The following is a 16,335-nucleotide window of genomic DNA, read 5'->3' on the forward strand; positions in this document are numbered from 1 at the left end:
CAGGTCGGGTCGGTCGGTTCAGCGCTCGACGGCGGGGCGCCGGGTCAGGCCTGGCACTGCGTGGCGTCGGTCGCCTCGCAGATCTCGCGGATCTGGTCGTAGTACGCGTCGTCGACCGGCTTGGTCTCGTAGAAGACGCTGCGGAAGCCGTCGCTGTCGGCCGACTCGACGCCCGCGGCGATGATGTCGTCGATGGTGACGTCGGAGAGGATGTCCTTCAGCTGCTGCTTCAAATCGTCCGGGAGGGCGTCCGACTCGACGATCGGCGCGCCGGGGACCATGGTCCGCTCGATCACGGTGACGGCGTCGGACTTCTCGACCTCGCTGTCCTCCGCGAAGCCGGCCTCGCACTCGACGTTCTCGCCGACCTTCTGCACCGACACGTCGTGCTTGCCGGCGAACACCGGCGTGATGTCGGTCTCGGGGTCCAGGCCCGCCTCGATCAGGTTGTAGCTCGGGAAGAGGTAGCCGGAGGTGGAGGACGGGTCGACGAAGCAGACCTTCTTGCCCTTCATGTCGGCGATCGAGGCGATGTCGCTGCCGTTGGGGACGATGGCCTCGGAGTAGTAGCCGGGCTCCTGCCCCTCGGAGGTCACGATCGAGGAGATCGGGGTGAGCTCGGCGCCGTTGTTCGTGGCGGTGACGTAGGTGAAGCCGGAGAAGCTGGCGACGTCGATCTGCCCGGCGATGGCCGCCTCGATCAGCGCCGCGTAGTCGGTCGACTCGTGGTACTCGACGGTCTTGCCGGTCTCCTGCGCGATGTAGTCCATCAGCGGCTGGTAGTTGGTCTCGGTGTCGACGGAGTCGGGGACGACGCCGAAGACGAGGGTGCTCGAGTCGACGGCGAAGCCGCCCTCGGCGTCGCCGGCGGCGGTCGAGCCGGCCGATGCGGTGCCGGAGCAGCCGGCCAGGAGCGCGAGGGCGCCGGCGGCGGCCAGCGCGGTGAGGGCCGATCGGGAGAAGGGGGTCAGGCGGGCGCGGGTCTGCATGATGGCCTTTCGGGCGGAGGGCGTCGAGGGGGACGACTGGAACTCTGCCGCACCGGGCGCCTACGTATGTACCTATCTCGCCACTGTTCACGACGTGTTCACCCATCTCGCGCGGCCGTAGCCCGCGTCACCCGATTCGGCGGCGGGGCCGGTGACGCTCCGCTCAGAAACGCCCCTCCGCCCAGTAAGGTGCCTACGTGGCTGATGTGATGTACAAGGCGATCGCCGACGACCTGCGTCAGTCGATCGCGAGCGGCCTGCTGGCCCCCGGCGACGAGGTCCCGACCGAGGGCGAGCTCGCCGCGAAGTGGAAGACGTCGCGCGGCCCGATCCGCAACGCCCTGGCGGCGCTGCGCAGCGAGGGCCTGATCGAGACCACCCGCGGTCGCCCGAGCCGGGTCATCGAGCGCAAGGCCCAGCAGGCCGTCGACGTCTCGATCCCCTTCACCCGCTGGGCGCGGACGATGGGCGCGCGGCCCGGGGCGCTCACCCAGCAGGTCTCGCTCCGGCGCTCGGACGCCGACCAGGCCGCCCTGCTCGGCATCGAGCCGGGCGAGCTCGTCGTCGACGTCCTCCGGCTGCGCTCGCTGGACGACCGGCCGACGATGCTCGAGCGGCTGACCTTCATCGAGCCGGCCGGCCGCAACCTCTTCGACGTCGACCTCGACACGGTCTCGATCACCGAGTTCCTCGACTCGCGCGGCTGGAAGTCGGCCGAGGTCGACCACGAGATCGACGCCGTGGCCGCGGACGAGACCGACGCGCAGCTGCTCGAGCTCGCACCCGGCTCCCCCGTGCTCCGCCTGCACCGCATCACCCGCGACGCCGACGGCCGGACCTTCGAGGCCTCCGACGACCGCTACCGCAGCGACATCGTCCGCTTCACGGTCTCGGCGACCGGACGGCGCCGCGACGGCGCCCACTTCATCCGCCCCGTCGGTCTCTGATCCGCGCCGTCACACCGAGAGCAGCACGATCCCGCCGGCCACCACGAGCGAGGCCGCGATCCGCCGCACCGCCGAGCCCTCGCGGAGCACCAGCGCGCCGAAGAGCGACACCAGGATCACGCTCATCTCGCGCATCGGCGCGACCAGGGCGACCGGCGCGAGCGTCACGGCCTGCAGCACCAGGATGTAGGAGAGCGGCGAGAGCACCCCGAACGCCAGCACCCGCGGCCAGTGCTGCCGGAGGACGGGCAGCAGCTCCGCCCGCCGCCGGCGCAGCGGCACGAGGTAGACCACGATCTCGACCAGCGTGCAGCCGACCATGAACGCCACCGGGGACAGCCCCCAGGTCCGGAGGGCGTGCGCGTCCCAGATCGTGTACACCGCGATCGCGACGCCGGTGAGGACACCGAAGAGGATGCCCGGATCGACGAGGCGGCGCCCCGAGGGGGCCTGCGCGGTCGGCCGGTCGATCAGCCCGGTGGCGATCACCCCGGTCACCACGACGGCGACGCCGAGCACCGCCACCGGCGAGATCCGCTCCCCGAGCAGCAGCACCGCCAGCCCGGCGCTGAGCGCGGGGCCCGTCCCCCGGGCGGTCGCGTAGACCGTCGACAGCCGGCCCCGGGCGTAGCCCGCCTGCAGCACGACCATGTAGCCGACGTGCAGCAGCCCCGAGACGCCCGCGCCGATCAGCAGACCGCGCGGCAGATCGTCGCCCGAGCCGAGCCCTCCCGTGAAGGGGACGAGCGGTCCCCAGACCAGCGTGCTCGCGACCGCCCCCCACCAGAGGAAGGGCAGCCCGATGCCGCTGACCCGGTGCGCGACGACGTTCCACGCCGCATGGCAGAGCGCCGCGGTCAGCACGAGGGCGAGGACGAAGGCAGACATGTTCGGGACCTTTCCGCGCGCGCCGACGCGCGCCGCAGCGGTCCTCCAGGCTTCTGTCCCTTGAGATGACGGACTCCGATGGCGGAGACCCGTGGCGCCGCTCGAACCAGCCGGACGACGTGTCGTCCCGGAACCCTAGGCGCTATCGGGACGACGGTACCGCACGGGCGGAGGCCCCTCGTCGCCGTCGCGGAATCGTTCACCCGGCCTCGTCCGCGCCCGTCCCGCCCGCCGCGCCCAGGGTGAACAGCCGCTGAACGTGTCTGCATATCCTTGCCGTCGGCTTCCAGATAGGTACAGACGTGGGCAGTCTGGCGGCGCGCGGTCGCCTCCGCGCTCCACCTCACCCCTCCTGGAGTCGTCGATGTCCCTGCCCCTCCGCGCCCTCGGCGCCGTCTGCGTCTCGGCGGTGATCGGCGGCCTGCTGCTCGCCGCGCCGTCCGCCTCCGCCGCCGGCACCACCTACAACGGCCTGCCCTCCGGCACCCGCACCGCGAAGACCCTCGTCGTCGGCATCGACGGCGCGTCCTTCGACCAGCTCGACGCGGCCGACATGCCCGCGCTCGACTCCCTCCGCGCCGAGGGACTCACCTCGAGCTCGAACCTCTACGCCGCGCCGATGTCCGGCACCGTGTCCGGGCCCGGCTGGTCGACCATCGCCACCGGCGCCTGGCCCGACAAGCACGGCGTCGTCGACAACGCGTTCACCGCCCCGCGCTTCGGGCAGTACCCGGACTACCTCAGCCGCATCGAGGCCGCCGACCCCTCCCGCTCGAGCCTGGTCGTCGCCACCTGGTCCCCCGTCGCCGAGACGATCTTCGGCTCGGCCGTCGACGTCCGCCGCACCGGCGGCGGCGACGCGCAGACCACCGCCACCGCCGTCGACTACCTGGCGAACGGCAACCCCGACAACACCTTCGTCCACCTCGACGAGGTCGACGGCGCCGGCCACTCGATCGGCACGAACGGGGCCGCCTACGCCACGGCCCTCGCCCGCGCCGACGCCCAGCTGGGCGAGATGATCGCCGCCGTCCGCGCCCGCCCGAGCTACGCGAGCGAGCAGTGGACGATCCTGGTCACCGCGGACCACGGCCACACCCCCACCGGCGGGCACGGCGGGAACAGCCTCGCCGAGCGGAAGGTCTTCGTCATCGCGTCCGGCCCCGGCATCGCCGCGGGCTCCACGCGGAACGACGTGAAGATCGTCGACATCGCCCCCACCGTCCTCGCCGTGAACGGCCTCGCGAACGACCCCGCCTGGACCCTCGACGGCATCGCCCTCGGCACGCCGTCGACCGACGCCTTCGACACCCTGCGGCCCGCTCTGCAGCCCCGCCTCGACGAGACGCGACCAGCGGCCGGACTGCTCGGCTGGACCCGCACCGCGCCCCAGGGCTGGCGGATCGACGACTCGGCGATGCCCGCGGGCGGCGTGCGGGAGTGGTCGGGCTGGTCCTTCGCGACCGACTCGTTCTTCACGAGCGTCGAGCCCGGCCAGAAGCGCGAGACCAACGTCCGCGCCCGCGACGTCTTCGCCGTCGCGGACTCCGACGAGTGGGACGACAGGACGCACGCCGCGGGGCAGTTCGACTCCACCCTGATCAGCCCGGCGTACCCCGTGAACGGCAGCGCCACCGCGACCCTCTCCTACGCCACCGACTATGTCATCGACGGACCGCAAAGCGCCGTCGTCTCGGTCTCCTTCGACGGCGCCGCCCCCGTCGTGGTGAAGAACTACACCGCGACCACGAACGCGAACGAGACGCTCCGGATCGACGTCCCGGCCGGCGCCCGCACCGCCGAATTCCGGTTCCGCTACACCGGCCAGAACAGCGCCTTCTGGACGCTCGACCAGGTCGCCCTCACCCAGGCCGCCGTTCCCGCGGTCGCCGTCACGGCCACCGCGTCGACCCGCTGCCTCGCCGGCAGGGCCGTCGTCACCGTCCAGGCGCGCAACGACGACGCGGTGCCCGTCGCGCTGACGGCCGCCTCGGCCTTCGGGACGAAGACCTTCGCTCCGCTCGCCCCGGGCCGGACCACCTCGCACGCGTTCAGCACCCGTGCGGTCTCGATCCCCGCCGGAGCGGTCGAGGTCGTCGCGACCGCCACGGTCGACGGCGCCCCCGCGACCACGACCGTGCGCGCCCCGTACTCCGCCACCACCTGCAACTGACCCGCCCGACCCGAGGAGACCCCGCCATGAGAAGACCCGCCCTCGCCGCCCGCTGCGCGGCCGTCGCCGCAGGCGCCCTGCTGCTGACCGCCGTCGCCTCCGCGGCCGCCGCCGACGACGTCCTCGACGACCGGAGCGTCGACATCGGCGTCTCGATCGCCGAGCCCACCGCGCCCGGGGTGCTCGCGATGACCGTCGCCGCCGGCTCGACCGCCCTGACCGAGGACGGCTCGACCGAGCTCGTCCGCCGGTTCACCGGCGCCCTGCCGACGGTGACCGTCACCGACACGCGGAGCCCGGAGGAGATCCCCGCCGGAGCCGGCTGGTACGTGCTCGGCTCCGCGTCCGCCTTCACCGCGTCCGACGGGCAGGAGCCGATCGGCGCCGACCACCTCGGCTGGACTCCCCGCCTCCTGGACGGCGGCGACTCCGGTCTCGTCACCGAGGGCGATCCGGTCGACACGGTGCTGGACGAGGGGGACGACGCGGTCGGCCTCGTCGACCAGGAGCTGCTCGCCCTGGCCCTCGACTCCGGCGCGGTCGCGGAGGAGGGCGCGTGGACCGCCTCCGCGGACCTCGTCCTGAGCACCGAGCCCGACGTCGCCGCCGGCGACTACTCCGGCTCGCTGACCCTCTCCCTCTTCGAGTGAGACCCGGTGGGCGCAGGCGTCACGCGCCTGCGCCCACCGCGGTCGGCCGAGCGTGGGCGCGGCAGCCGCGCGTCGGCGCTCGCGATCGATACAGCACTCCGTGTACTGTGGCCGCGTGACCGACACCGCGACCGTGACCGTGACCCACTCCGCCGCCCTCGCGCGCCTGGGCTCCGCTCTGGCGGACGAGACCCGGGCGCGGATCCTGCTCGCGCTGCGCGAGGCGCCGGCCGTCCCCTCCGATCTGGCGGACGCGCTCGGCGTGTCCCGGCAGGTGATGTCGAACCAGCTCGCCTGCCTGCGCGGCTGCGGACTCGTCGAGGCCGTCAAGGACGGCCGCTACACCTGGTACCGCCTGGCGGAGACCCGGCTGGCCGGCGCGCTCGACGACCTGCTGCGCCTGGTCCTCGTGGTCGACCCGGACTGCTGCTCCGGCGCGGACTGCCACTGCGCATGAGCGCCCTCCCGCTCCGCGCCCCGCTCGCCCCGGCCCGCCGCCTCGTCCTGCAGCGGCGCATCCGGTGGATCGTCGCGGCGACCATCGGCTACAACGTCGTCGAGGCGATCGTCGCCCTCGCGGCCGGGACGGTCGCGTCCTCCGCCGCACTCGTCGGCTTCGGCCTCGACTCCGTCGTCGAGGTGCTGTCGGCGACCGCCGTGGCCTGGCAGTTCTCCGGCCGCGATCCGCACGCCCGCGAGCGCACGGCGCTGCGGGTGATCGCCCTGTCCTTCTTCGGCCTGGCCGCCTTCGTCGCGGCCGACTCCGCCCGCGCCCTGCTCGGCTTCTCCGAGGCGCAGCACTCCCCCGTCGGCATCGTGCTCGCGGCGGTGAGCCTGCTCGTGATGCCGGCCTTCTCGCTGGTCGAGCGGCGCACCGGCCAGGAGCTCGGCTCCGCCTCCGCCGTGGCCGACTCGAAGCAGACGCTGCTCTGCTCCTACCTCTCCGCCGCCGTCCTCGTCGGCCTGCTGCTCAACAGCACCCTCGGCTGGACCTGGGCCGACCCGGTCGCCGGACTCGTCATCGCCGCCTTCGCCGTCCGCGAGGGCCTCGAGGCCTGGCGCGGCGACGCCTGCAAGCAGCCGGTCGCCGCCCTCACCGCCGAGAACAGCCCCTCCTGCACCTGCTGCTGACAGGACCGGCCGGCGCGCTCATTCTCATGCTGATCGAGTAGCCCGCGCAGCGGGCGTATCGAGATCCACCCCGGCAAGGACCTGGGACGCAGCACACCCGCCGCACCACCCGCGCAGGCCCGCCCCGCGGCTTCCTCCACATCCGGCGGTCGGCGCTGAGAACGTCCATATCTCCGCGGATCCGGCCGATTCCCGCCCGTCGTCGGTGCGACCATGACCGTGGGAGGCCCTGATGCGTGACGCGGTGCTGGTCGTGGAAGACGACCTCGAGATGGGGGAGCTCCTCGTGCGAGGTCTCACCGGCGACGGCTACGACGTCGACCTGTTCCCCGAGGGCGTCGGTGCGCTGAACGCGGCGCGCGGCACCGAGTACGCGGCGGCCGTCCTGGACGTGATGCTTCCCGGCATGAGCGGCTTCGAGATCTGCCGCCACCTGCGCGCGACCGGCGCCACGCTCCCGGTGATCATGCTCACCGCCCGCGACGCGCTGCAGGACCGGGTCTTCGGCCTCGATGCCGGCGCCGACGACTACCTGGCGAAACCGTTCCACTTCGAGGAGCTCTCCGCCCGCCTTCGGGCGATGATCCGCCGCGAGCGCCTGACGAACCGCGCCCCGGTCGTGCTCGGCGATCTCCGGGTGGACCCCTACACGCACACCGCGTCCGTCGACGGCGCCGTGCTGCCGCTGAGTCCGAAGGAGTTCGGGGTGCTCCGCGCGCTCGCGGCGCGGGCCGGCGAGTTCGTGCCGCGGGAGGAGATCCTGCTCGAGGTGTGGGGCTCCGCGGAGTTCGTCGACCACAACATCGCGGAGCAGTACATCAGCTACCTCCGCCGCAAGCTCACTGCCGGCGGGGCATCGGTCGAGATCACCACCCGGCGGGGTGCGGGCTACCGCCTCGGAGTGAAGCCGTGAGCTGGCGGTCGCTGTCGATCCGCGTGCGGATCACGGTGTCGAGCCTGCTGGTCGCGATGCTGTTCTTCGGGATCGTCGCGATCGTCGTGCGCGAGCAGCTCGATCACATCCTCGACGCCTCCACGATCGAGCTGGTCCGCTCGGGAGCGTCGCAGGCACTGATCGAGGAGAGCCGCGACACCGCCGAGGCGGTCGTCGGCGGCGTCAGCACCACCCTGCTGATCGCCCTGGCGATCCTGTTCGTCGCGTTCACCGCCACGTCCTGGGCCCTGGTCGGCCTCGCCCTGCGCCCCGTCGGCCGGATGCGCGCCATCGCCGACCGGCTGCGCCGCGGCCGCTCCACCGAGCTGCTCCCCGTCGGGCCGGCCCGCGACGAGCTCTCCGACCTCGCCTCGACGCTGAACGCGCTGATCGAGGATCTGCGGGAGTCCGCGGACCGGGAGCGGCGGCTCGTCGCCGATGCGAGTCACGAGCTGCGCACCCCGCTCGCCGCCCTGCGCACCCGCCTCGAGCTCGCCGATCGCGTCCGCGACGATCCGGCGGCGCTCTACGCCGACGTCGTCGAGGCGCGCCGCTCGATCGACCGCCTCCAGTCGCTGACCGACGGGCTGCTGATCCTCTCGAGGATCGACGCCGGCACCGTCGCCGGGGACGCCTCCTCGGCGGCCCTGCGCGAGGAGGTCGCCGACAGCGTCGACCGCGCCCGGATGCTCGCCCGCGACCGGGATCTCGCGATCGACTTCGTCGCCCCCGCCTCTGTCGCTGCAGCCCGCTACCCGGTCTCCCCGACCGACTTCGGTCGGATCCTGGACAACCTGCTCGCGAACGCCGTCACCGCGACGCCCGACGGCGGCAGCGTCACCGCGACCCTCGTCGAGCGCGCCGAGGAGATCGTCCTCTCCGTCGACGACGACGGCCCGGGCGTCCCCGATGCGTTCCTCGCCGTCGCGACCGACCGCTTCACCCGCCCCGACGCCGCCCGCTCCCGCGAGGGCGGTGCCGGCCTCGGGCTCGCGATCGTGGCCGGCCTCAGCCGGGCCGCCGGCGGACAGCTCAGGATCCGCAACCTCGTCCCCCACGGCCTCGGTGTCGACGTCCGCATCCCCGCGACGCAGCCCCACCCGACCTCTCGCAAGGAGAACCGATGATCGACCCCCAATCCCTCCTCGACGGTGCCGGCCCCTGGGCGATCGCCCTGGTCTGCCTGATCGCCTTCGTCGAGACGGGCCTGCTGATCGGGTTCTTCCTCCCCGGCGACACCCTGCTCTTCTTCACCGGCGTCTTCGTCGCGACCGGCGTGATCTCCCTCCCGGTGCCGCTGGTGATCCTGATGGTCGCCGTGTCCGCGTTCCTGGGCGATCAGCTCGGGTTCGTCATCGGCCGCGAGACCGGCCCGCGGATCTTCGAGCGCAAGGACAGCGGCCTGTTCAGCCGCTCGAGCGTCGCCCGCACCCAGAAGTTCTTCGACCGCTTCGGCGGCTGGGCGGTCACCATCGCCCGCTTCGTCCCGGTCGTGCGCACCTTCGCCCCCGTCGCTGCGGGCGTCGGGAAGATGCACTACGCCCACTTCGTCGGCTTCAACGCCCTCGGCGCGGCCGTCTGGTCCACCGGCGTCATCCTGCTCGGCTTCTTCCTCGGGCAGATCCCCGGCGTCGCGGACTTCGTGGGGAAGTACATCGACATCGTCCTCGTCGGCATCGTCGTGATCAGCCTCGCCGGCATCGCGCTCACCTACTGGCGGCAGAAGAACCGCGCCCGCCGCGACGCCGCCTGACCGCGTTCGTCAGACGGTCGGCGCCGGGACGGCGGCGCGTGGCCGACGGCCGACCGCGATCACGGCGACCAGCAGCAGGAACACCGCCAGAGCGGCGAGCGTGACCGGGCCCGTCCCCAGGCCGAGCCCGCTGCGACTCACCGGGTCCGCGAGCCAGTCGCACACCGACGCCCCGAGCGGTCGCGTGACGACGTAGGCGGACCAGAACGCGAAAACCGCAGTCATCCCCGCGAACCGGTGCGCGAGCGCCGGCACCGCGATGATCACCGCGAACAGGACAGCGGAGGTCAGGTAGCCGAAGCCGAGCGTCGACGCGGTCAGGTCCCCGGCGGCCGTGCCGAGCGCGAACGTCCCGGAGACGGCGAGCCAGTAGAACAGGGCGCGGCGCGGCGTCGTGACCGAGTGGATCGACAGCGTCCGCTCCACCCGCCACCACACGACGAAGACCAGGGCGAGGGCGACCGCGAACCCGAGAGTCGAGACGAGGTACGGGACCCCGGCGGCCACGTGCAGCACGTCGGCGGCCATCGTGCCGAAGACGCTCACCATCAGCACCGCCAGCCAGTACACCCAGGGGAGGTACCGGCGGACCGCGAACTGGAGCGCGAGGGCCGCAAGGAACGCGAGCCCGGTCACGCCGACCACGATCACCGGATCGAACGCGGTCGCGAGGAAGTCCGACGCCGTCTCGCCCATCCCGGTGGTCAGCACCTTCAGGATCCAGAACAGCGCCGTCGCCTCGGGCACCGTGGAGGCGACGTAGCGGCCGGCGAGAACACTGCCGCGAGGTCGAAGGGGCGGTGTTCGGCGCGGGGCGGCGAGATGCGTCATCCCGTCATGCTCGAGGAGCGTGCGGCATCGGATGCTGGGGTGTTCGCCGGGGTCGTTGAAGATGCACACAGCGATCCGGTTTCCGGCCGAGCACGGCCGTGACGATGCCTACTCTCGGAAGCGCTCGCGGGATCCCTCGCGACTCCTCTCCGACCGGAACGGACCCGATGGACATCCTCCAGGCGATCATCCTCGGCATCGTCGAGGGGCTGACCGAGTTCCTCCCGGTCTCCAGCACCGGGCACCTCACCATCGCCGAGAAGCTGATGGGCCTGAAGGTCGACGACCTCGGGGTGACCGCGTTCACCGCGATCATCCAGATCGGCGCGATCGCCGCCGTGCTCCTCTACTTCCGGAAGGACATCGCCGAGCTCGCCACCGCGTGGTTCGTCGGGCTGCGGCACCCTTCGCAGCGCAACCGGACGAACTACCGGATCGCCTGGCACGTGATCCTCGGATCGATCCCGATCGGGATCATCGGGTTCCTCGGCAAGGACCTCATCAGCGGAGGCCTGCGGAATCTGTGGGTGGTCGTCGCCGCACTGCTCGGCTGGAGCATCGTGATGCTCGTCGCCGAACGCGTCGGCGCCCAGACCAAGGACCGTCGCGCGATCACCCGGAAGGACGCGGTCATCATCGGCCTCGTGCAGTGCATCGCGCTGATCCCCGGCGTCTCTCGCTCCGGAGCGACCATCAGCGGAGGCCTGTTCCGCGGCCTCGATCGAGTGACCGCCACGAAGTTCGCGTTCTACCTCTCCATCCCCGCACTCACCGCCGCCGGCGCCTACGAAGCGGCGACCGCCGCGTCCGCGGTCAGCGCGAGCGTCGGCTGGATCCCGACCCTCGTCGCCACCGTCGTCTCCTTCGTGGTCGCGTACGCGTCGATCGCGTGGCTGCTGCGCTACGTCGCGGGTCACGGCTTCGGTGTCTTCGTGGCTTACCGCGTCGCCCTCGCCCTCGTCCTGTCCGGGCTGCTGGTCACCGGCACGATCGCGGCCAGCTGACCCGATTGCCCGGCGGGGGTCCTGCCGGACACACTGGACAGCGACGCCCGCCACCTCGTCCGCCACCCTCGCGAAAGGCTGTCCCGTGCAGTGGAATCTCGAAGTCGTCCCCGTCAGCGTCGAGGACGTCGACCGGGCGAAAGCGTTGTACGCCGACCAGGTCGGATTCCACCTCGACCTCGACGTGCGGATCAGCGACGAGATGCGCATCGTGCAGCTCACCCCGCCCGGCTCGCACAGCAGCATCCAGCTCAAGGGCGGCTCCCACCGCCTCGAGGGGCTGCAGCTCGTCGTCGACGACATCGACGTCGCCCGTGCCGAGCTCGCCGAGCGCGGGGTGGACGTCAGCCCGGTGACGCACTTCGAGGACGGAGTCCGCCTCGAAGGGCGCGGCGGGGAGTGGAACTCGTTCGTCTTCTTCACCGACCTCGACGGCAACACCTGGGTCCTCCAGGAACGCCCCTCCACCAGGTGACTCCGGCGGCCGTGGTCACGGCGGTCGCGATCTGCGCGGCAGTCTCCGTGGCCGCCCTCCGCGCCTTCGGAGTCGTCTCGTTCGCCCGGCCGGCGCTGGCGATCCTCCGCGGAGGCGCTCAGCTCGCGGTCCTCGCGGTGATCCTCTCGGGAGTCATCGCGGACCTCCGTTGGGTCCTGCTCTTCCTGGCCGTCATGTTCGGCGCCGCGGTGCTCACGGCGTCCGGTCGCCTCGGCCGCACCCGCCGCACGGTCCTCGCCGTCACCGCGGCGATGGCGGCCGGGGTCGCGGTGAGCGCCGGGATCGTCTTCGGGCTCGGGGCCGTCCCGTTCACCGGCCGCTACGTCCTCGCGGTCGGCGGGATCCTCCTCGGCGGCGCGATGACCGTCGCCACCGTCACCGGCCGAGCGCTGGCCGCGACGCTCGCCGACCGCTGGGATCAGGTCGAGGGCTGGCTGGCTCTCGGCGCCCGGCCGCGGCAGGCGACGATCGGCCTGGCGCGAGAGGCGGCCTGGACCGGGCTCGTCCCGCTGACCGACCAGACCAGGACCACCGGTCTCGTCGTCCTTCCCGGCGCGTTCATCGGCGCCGTCTTCGGCGGACTCTCGCCTGTGGCGGCGGGCGTCTTCCAGATCGTCGTGCTCGCGGGCCTGATCGCATCCGGGTCGATCGTCGCCGTCGTGCTCCTGACGATCCTCCGCGGCGACGTCGTGAGGCCTCGACCCTGACGAGCCGTCAGCTGAGGGCCCGCCGTCGGGCGATGCGGCGCCGGAGTGGCGGCGGTGACGCCACCCGTTCGGTGTGCAGCCGGACCGCGAGCGGCGCCCAGACGATCAGCGCCACTCCGGCGCCCAGGAGCAGTCCGCCGACGGTGTCGGAGATCCAGTGCGCTCCGAGGTAGGTGCGGCTGAGCATCATCGCCACCGTGTAGAAGGCACCGGCGATGCGGACCCACCACAGCGGGAAGACGATCGCGAGGACCGTCGCGGTCGTCGCGGCGTTCGCGCTGTGCCCCGAGGGGAACGAGCCGAAGTCCGCGTTCACGAGGATCTCCAGCGGCCGCGGACGCCCGACCGCGTTCTTGAGGATCTGCACCAGCAGCCCGCTGAGCGGAGCGGCGATCGCGAAGTACGTCGCCGCCCACCGACCCCGCCGGACCAGCAGCGCCACGAACACGACGAGCGGGATCACGATCGTGCCGAGGATCCCGCCGCCGAGGCTGTTCATCACCAGCGACGGCACCAGCCAGAACGTCGACCGGTGCTCGATGATCTCGTTCATCCACGCGGTGTCGAACCCGAACGGCTTGTCGTGCTCGCGGTAGAAGATCAGCGCGGCCAGAAGTCCCGTGAGCAGCACCGCGAGGCCCGCCGAGATCAGCGGCCAGCGCCGCGCCGCCCGATACGCGATCGCACCATCTGTCACGGGTTCCCGGTTCGGCATCAGTGTCGTCCTCGTCTCTCAGCGCGAAACACGCCGAAGAAGTCCACGCTACGAACGCGCGTTCACCCGCGGCCGAGGATTCTCCTGCAACCGTTGTGAAAGCACAGAACCTCAGCCCATCGGCTCGGTGCCGACCTGATCGCGGTCGGTGAGCTCCGGGTCGTTGTGAGCAAACACAACGCAGCACGGCGCATCCCGAGCCGCCGTCCACGTCCCGGCTGCGACTCTGCGGGCATGGACATCTCAACGACGACATCCCGCGCCTCGGGCCGGCGGCTGCTCAGCAAGGTCCCCGAGGTCACCATCTGGTTCTGGATCATCAAGATCCTCTGCACCACCGTCGGCGAGAGCTTCGCCGACTGGATCAACATGGTCCTCGGCGTCGGCCTTCTCGCCACCGCCGCCATCTTCATCGTCGTCACCGCGATCGTGCTCGCCGTGCAGATGCGGCTGCGCCGCTACCTGCCCGCCGCGTACTGGCTGACCGTCGTCGTCATGAGCGTCACCGGCACCCTGCTCACCGACATCCTCACCGACCAGCTCGGCGTCCCCCTCTGGGCCAGCTCCCTCGTCTTCTCCGTGCTCCTCGCGATCGTGTTCAGCGTCTGGTACTCCAAGGAGCGCACCCTCTCCATCCACAGCATCGACACCACCCCGCGCGAGGCCTTCTACTGGCTCACCGTCCTCGTCACCTTCGCGCTCGGCACCGCCCTCGGCGACTGGACCCTCGAACTCACCGGCTGGGGCCCCGGCGCCTCGATCCTCCTGCCCCTCGCGCTGATCGCCACCGTCACCGGACTCTGGCGCTACGGCGCGAACCCCGTCCTCGCGTTCTGGATCGCCTACATCCTCACCCGCCCCCTCGGCGCCAACATCGGCGACTGGCTCGGCCTCTCCCCCGACGAACAGGGCCTGGGCCTGGGCACCTTCGTCACCAGCATCGTCTTCCTGCTCGCGATCCTCGCGACGGTCGTGTACCTCTCCCTCAGCAAGGCCGACGTCGACAAGGGCGCTCAGGAGCACCACAACCCGCCCGTCGCCCGGGAGCTACGCTCGCTCGTCGCGTTCGCGGTCCTCGCCGTCGCTGTCGCCGGTCTGCTCGCCTTCACGAACAGCCAGCCGCACACCACCCCGGCACCCGAAGGCGCAGCCCCGGCCTGCGACGCATCAGGGACCTACTCCGCGGCCGACGCACAGGCGTCGGTGCAGGCGGACTTCCCGGCCGCCGACGTGCAGAACTTCCAAACCATCACCGCCGACACCCTCACCCTCGTCACCAGCGGCGACCAGGCCGCCGCGAAAGCCCGCGCCACCGACCTCGAGACCGCCTGGGACGACGCCGAGCCCGCCCTGAGCGCCGCGAACTGCCAGACGTGGACCTACGTCGACCAGCAGATCGACCCCGTCCTCTCCTCCGTCCGCTCCAGCAGCCCCGACCCGGCCGCCGAGACGACGAGCATCCAGGACCTGCTGACCACCCTGACCGGGAAGCAATGACCGGCGTCTGCAGCGGCGGTCCCCTCGGCCGGAGTGTGCGGAGGAGGACACGGCTGGGCGCCCGGCTCTAAACTCGCAGCAGGGCGTGTCGAGGATGACGCGCACCGACGGAACGAGTGCCCCGATGGACCTGGACGTCGCGCAGCAGCGCTCCCGCGAGACCGGCGCCCCGGCGCCGACGCCTGAGAGCGCGCGCCCGCTCACCACCTTCGCCGTCCGTCACCGGAGCGGACTCGACGTCGCCTTCCTCCTCGACGGCACCGACGGCGACTTCCAGATCGGCATGGGAGCCGCCTCGGAGGACTTCCGGAGCGTCCTCACCATCGGCGTCGATCAGCAGCGCGGCCGCCTGCGGGCCGTGTCGGAGTGGATGCTCGACGGCCGCAGCGTCCACGTCCCGGTCCGGATCCTGCACCGCTCGCCCACCGCGATCCTCGTCGAGGCCGCGGACCTGCCGCTGGAGCGCCGCCCCGCCTCGCTGAAGTGCTGGTCGTTCCTGCGCCGGCGGTCCGTCGACCACTGCGCCGAGGTCATCGCCTGCGTGTCGCCGGAGCTGGCCGGCCTCCCCGCGATCAGGTTCGTGACCGACCCGAGGACGGCCGCGACCCGCTGACCACCCGGGGATCCCGACCAATCCGCCGCGGCCGCCGCTGCGAACAGCATCAGGACGTCCTGGTCCCGCAGGGCGGTGCCGAACCCGATGAGGCTCCGCCCTGCAACGCCGGACGCGCCCTCAGGCGCCGGAATCAGGCGAAGTCGGCCGTGTCACCCACGAGTCGGGTGTTCTCCGCCGGGATCGGCTCGACCGCGGCGAGGGCGACCTCGGCCGCGAACTCGCCGACGTTGTAGAGCTTCCCCGCCGATTCGCGACGCGAGCTGATCGCCCCGGGGTTCGAGCGCTCGAGCAGCGTCGCGGTGATGGTGCCCTCGATCATGTCGCCCGAGACGACGACGAACTCGACGCCGCGCTCGGTCAGCGCCGGGAGGCGCTCGCGGAGGGCGTCCTCGCCCGCGCGCTTGGACAGCGCGACCGGCTCGTACTCCGGCATGGTCGGCGTGGTCCGGATGAAGTGCGCCTGGTGGCTGGTGACGAAGACGATGCGCGAGCCCTCGCCGAGCAGCGGCAGCGCCGACTCGAGCGTGGCGACCTGCGAGTCGCGGTTGAGGACCATCGCGTAGTCCTCGCCCATGTTGCTCTCCATGCCGCCGGAGGCGTTCAGCACGAGGACGTCGAGCCCGCCGAGCTTCTGCTCGATCTCCGCGAAGAGCGCCGTGCGCGACTCCGCGTCGGTGAGGTCGGCGCCCACGGCGAAGGCGGAGCCGCCCGCGGCGGTGATCTGGTCGACGAGCTTCGTCGCGCGCGGCGCCTTCGAGCGGTAGTTGACGACGACGCTCGCGCCGGCCTCGGCGAAGTAGCGGACGGTGTCGGCGCCGATGCCGCGCGAGGAGCCGGTGACGAGGACGCGCTTGCCGTCGAGCGAGCCGGGAGCGAGGGGGTTGGACACGAGGAGATCCTCCAGGACGCCGGCGCAGGAGCCGGATCGGGCACGGGTGACGGGCCCACGGCCCGACGCAGGAGCCTACCAAGCCGCCGCCGCCGGCGCCGGTCCCGCGCCGCCC

Annotated in this window: 18 protein-coding genes; 13 read left to right on the plus strand and 5 right to left on the minus strand. The window is 72.1% G+C overall.

What is annotated here, in order from left to right; genetic code table 11:
- Positions 1-44 precede the first annotated feature (44 nt).
- Positions 45-989 carry a phosphate/phosphite/phosphonate ABC transporter substrate-binding protein gene (locus EDF35_RS11875; RefSeq protein WP_123704162.1) on the minus strand — a complete coding sequence of 315 codons (945 nt, stop codon included), beginning with the start codon at positions 987-989 and terminating at the stop codon, positions 45-47.
- Positions 990-1,186: 197 nt separating this feature from the next.
- On the opposite strand from EDF35_RS11875, the gene EDF35_RS11880 reads away from it, so the two are divergent.
- Entirely contained in the window at positions 1,187-1,936 is a 750-nt protein-coding gene (locus EDF35_RS11880; RefSeq protein ID WP_243582754.1) for a GntR family transcriptional regulator, read from the plus strand.
- Between the two features lie 9 nt (positions 1,937-1,945).
- Here the strand turns inward: EDF35_RS11880 and EDF35_RS11885 are convergent, their stop codons facing one another.
- On the minus strand, positions 1,946-2,824 hold the full coding sequence (locus EDF35_RS11885) for an EamA family transporter (protein WP_133962481.1): 879 nt from the start codon (positions 2,822-2,824) through the stop codon (positions 1,946-1,948).
- Positions 2,825-3,188: 364 nt separating this feature from the next.
- Here EDF35_RS11885 and EDF35_RS11890 point away from each other — a divergent pair, with 364 nt between their 5' ends.
- The 7 genes from EDF35_RS11890 to EDF35_RS11920 all read left to right on the plus strand — a co-directional run bounded on the left by EDF35_RS11890 (position 3,189) and on the right by EDF35_RS11920 (position 9,465).
- The gene (locus EDF35_RS11890; protein ID WP_133962482.1) at positions 3,189-4,997 is read left to right on the plus strand and encodes an alkaline phosphatase family protein; all 1,809 of its coding nucleotides are present in this window, start codon (positions 3,189-3,191) and stop codon (positions 4,995-4,997) included.
- Positions 4,998-5,023: 26 nt separating this feature from the next.
- Positions 5,024-5,647, plus strand: a complete 624-nt coding sequence (locus EDF35_RS11895; RefSeq protein ID WP_133962483.1) for a hypothetical protein — start codon at positions 5,024-5,026, stop codon at positions 5,645-5,647.
- Positions 5,648-5,762: 115 nt separating this feature from the next.
- The gene (locus tag EDF35_RS11900; RefSeq protein ID WP_133962484.1) at positions 5,763-6,104 is read left to right on the plus strand and encodes a metalloregulator ArsR/SmtB family transcription factor; all 342 of its coding nucleotides are present in this window, start codon (positions 5,763-5,765) and stop codon (positions 6,102-6,104) included.
- Positions 6,101-6,778: a cation transporter gene (locus tag EDF35_RS11905; protein WP_133962485.1), complete on the plus strand. Its 678-nt coding sequence runs from the start codon at positions 6,101-6,103 to the stop codon at positions 6,776-6,778. Before EDF35_RS11900 ends, EDF35_RS11905 begins: the two co-directional genes overlap by 4 nt.
- Before the next feature lie 232 nt (positions 6,779-7,010).
- Positions 7,011-7,691, plus strand: a complete 681-nt coding sequence (locus tag EDF35_RS11910) for a response regulator transcription factor (RefSeq protein ID WP_123733141.1) — start codon at positions 7,011-7,013, stop codon at positions 7,689-7,691.
- Positions 7,688-8,839, plus strand: coding sequence for a HAMP domain-containing sensor histidine kinase (locus tag EDF35_RS11915; protein WP_133962486.1), 1,152 nt, complete (start codon positions 7,688-7,690; stop codon positions 8,837-8,839). The genes EDF35_RS11910 and EDF35_RS11915 overlap by 4 nt, the downstream gene beginning before the upstream one ends.
- Positions 8,836-9,465 carry a VTT domain-containing protein gene (locus tag EDF35_RS11920; protein ID WP_133962487.1) on the plus strand — a complete coding sequence of 210 codons (630 nt, stop codon included), beginning with the start codon at positions 8,836-8,838 and terminating at the stop codon, positions 9,463-9,465. Before EDF35_RS11915 ends, EDF35_RS11920 begins: the two co-directional genes overlap by 4 nt.
- 9 nt (positions 9,466-9,474) lie before the next feature.
- Here EDF35_RS11920 and EDF35_RS11925 read toward each other — a convergent pair whose 3' ends face one another.
- Positions 9,475-10,296, minus strand: a complete 822-nt coding sequence (locus EDF35_RS11925) for a hypothetical protein (protein ID WP_133962488.1) — start codon at positions 10,294-10,296, stop codon at positions 9,475-9,477.
- A gap of 167 nt (positions 10,297-10,463) precedes the next feature.
- Here EDF35_RS11925 and EDF35_RS11930 point away from each other — a divergent pair, with 167 nt between their 5' ends.
- From EDF35_RS11930 to EDF35_RS11940, 3 genes are all read left to right on the plus strand, one after another.
- A complete protein-coding gene (locus tag EDF35_RS11930) occupies positions 10,464-11,300 on the plus strand; it encodes an undecaprenyl-diphosphate phosphatase (RefSeq protein WP_133962489.1) in 837 nt (278 codons plus the stop codon).
- 85 nt (positions 11,301-11,385) lie between these two features.
- Positions 11,386-11,775: a VOC family protein gene (locus EDF35_RS11935; RefSeq protein WP_133962490.1), complete on the plus strand. Its 390-nt coding sequence runs from the start codon at positions 11,386-11,388 to the stop codon at positions 11,773-11,775.
- Positions 11,772-12,503 carry an ABC transporter permease gene (locus tag EDF35_RS11940; RefSeq protein WP_243839946.1) on the plus strand — a complete coding sequence of 244 codons (732 nt, stop codon included), beginning with the start codon at positions 11,772-11,774 and terminating at the stop codon, positions 12,501-12,503. Before EDF35_RS11935 ends, EDF35_RS11940 begins: the two co-directional genes overlap by 4 nt.
- 7 nt (positions 12,504-12,510) lie before the next feature.
- Here EDF35_RS11940 and EDF35_RS11945 read toward each other — a convergent pair whose 3' ends face one another.
- The gene (locus tag EDF35_RS11945; protein ID WP_133962491.1) at positions 12,511-13,218 is read right to left on the minus strand and encodes a phosphatase PAP2 family protein; all 708 of its coding nucleotides are present in this window, start codon (positions 13,216-13,218) and stop codon (positions 12,511-12,513) included.
- A gap of 234 nt (positions 13,219-13,452) precedes the next feature.
- Here EDF35_RS11945 and EDF35_RS11950 point away from each other — a divergent pair, with 234 nt between their 5' ends.
- On the plus strand, positions 13,453-14,715 hold the full coding sequence (locus EDF35_RS11950; protein ID WP_133962492.1) for a hypothetical protein: 1,263 nt from the start codon (positions 13,453-13,455) through the stop codon (positions 14,713-14,715).
- Positions 14,716-14,839: 124 nt separating this feature from the next.
- The gene (locus EDF35_RS11955; RefSeq protein WP_133962493.1) at positions 14,840-15,328 is read left to right on the plus strand and encodes a hypothetical protein; all 489 of its coding nucleotides are present in this window, start codon (positions 14,840-14,842) and stop codon (positions 15,326-15,328) included.
- Positions 15,329-15,461: 133 nt separating this feature from the next.
- On the opposite strand, the gene EDF35_RS11960 is transcribed toward EDF35_RS11955, so the two are convergent.
- On the minus strand, positions 15,462-16,220 hold the full coding sequence (locus tag EDF35_RS11960) for an SDR family oxidoreductase (protein WP_133962494.1): 759 nt from the start codon (positions 16,218-16,220) through the stop codon (positions 15,462-15,464).
- Between the last annotated feature and the right edge of the window lie 115 nt (positions 16,221-16,335).

The sequence above is a fragment of the Rathayibacter sp. PhB151 genome (genome assembly GCF_004366415.1).
Lineage (GTDB): Bacteria > Actinomycetota > Actinomycetes > Actinomycetales > Microbacteriaceae > Rathayibacter > Rathayibacter festucae.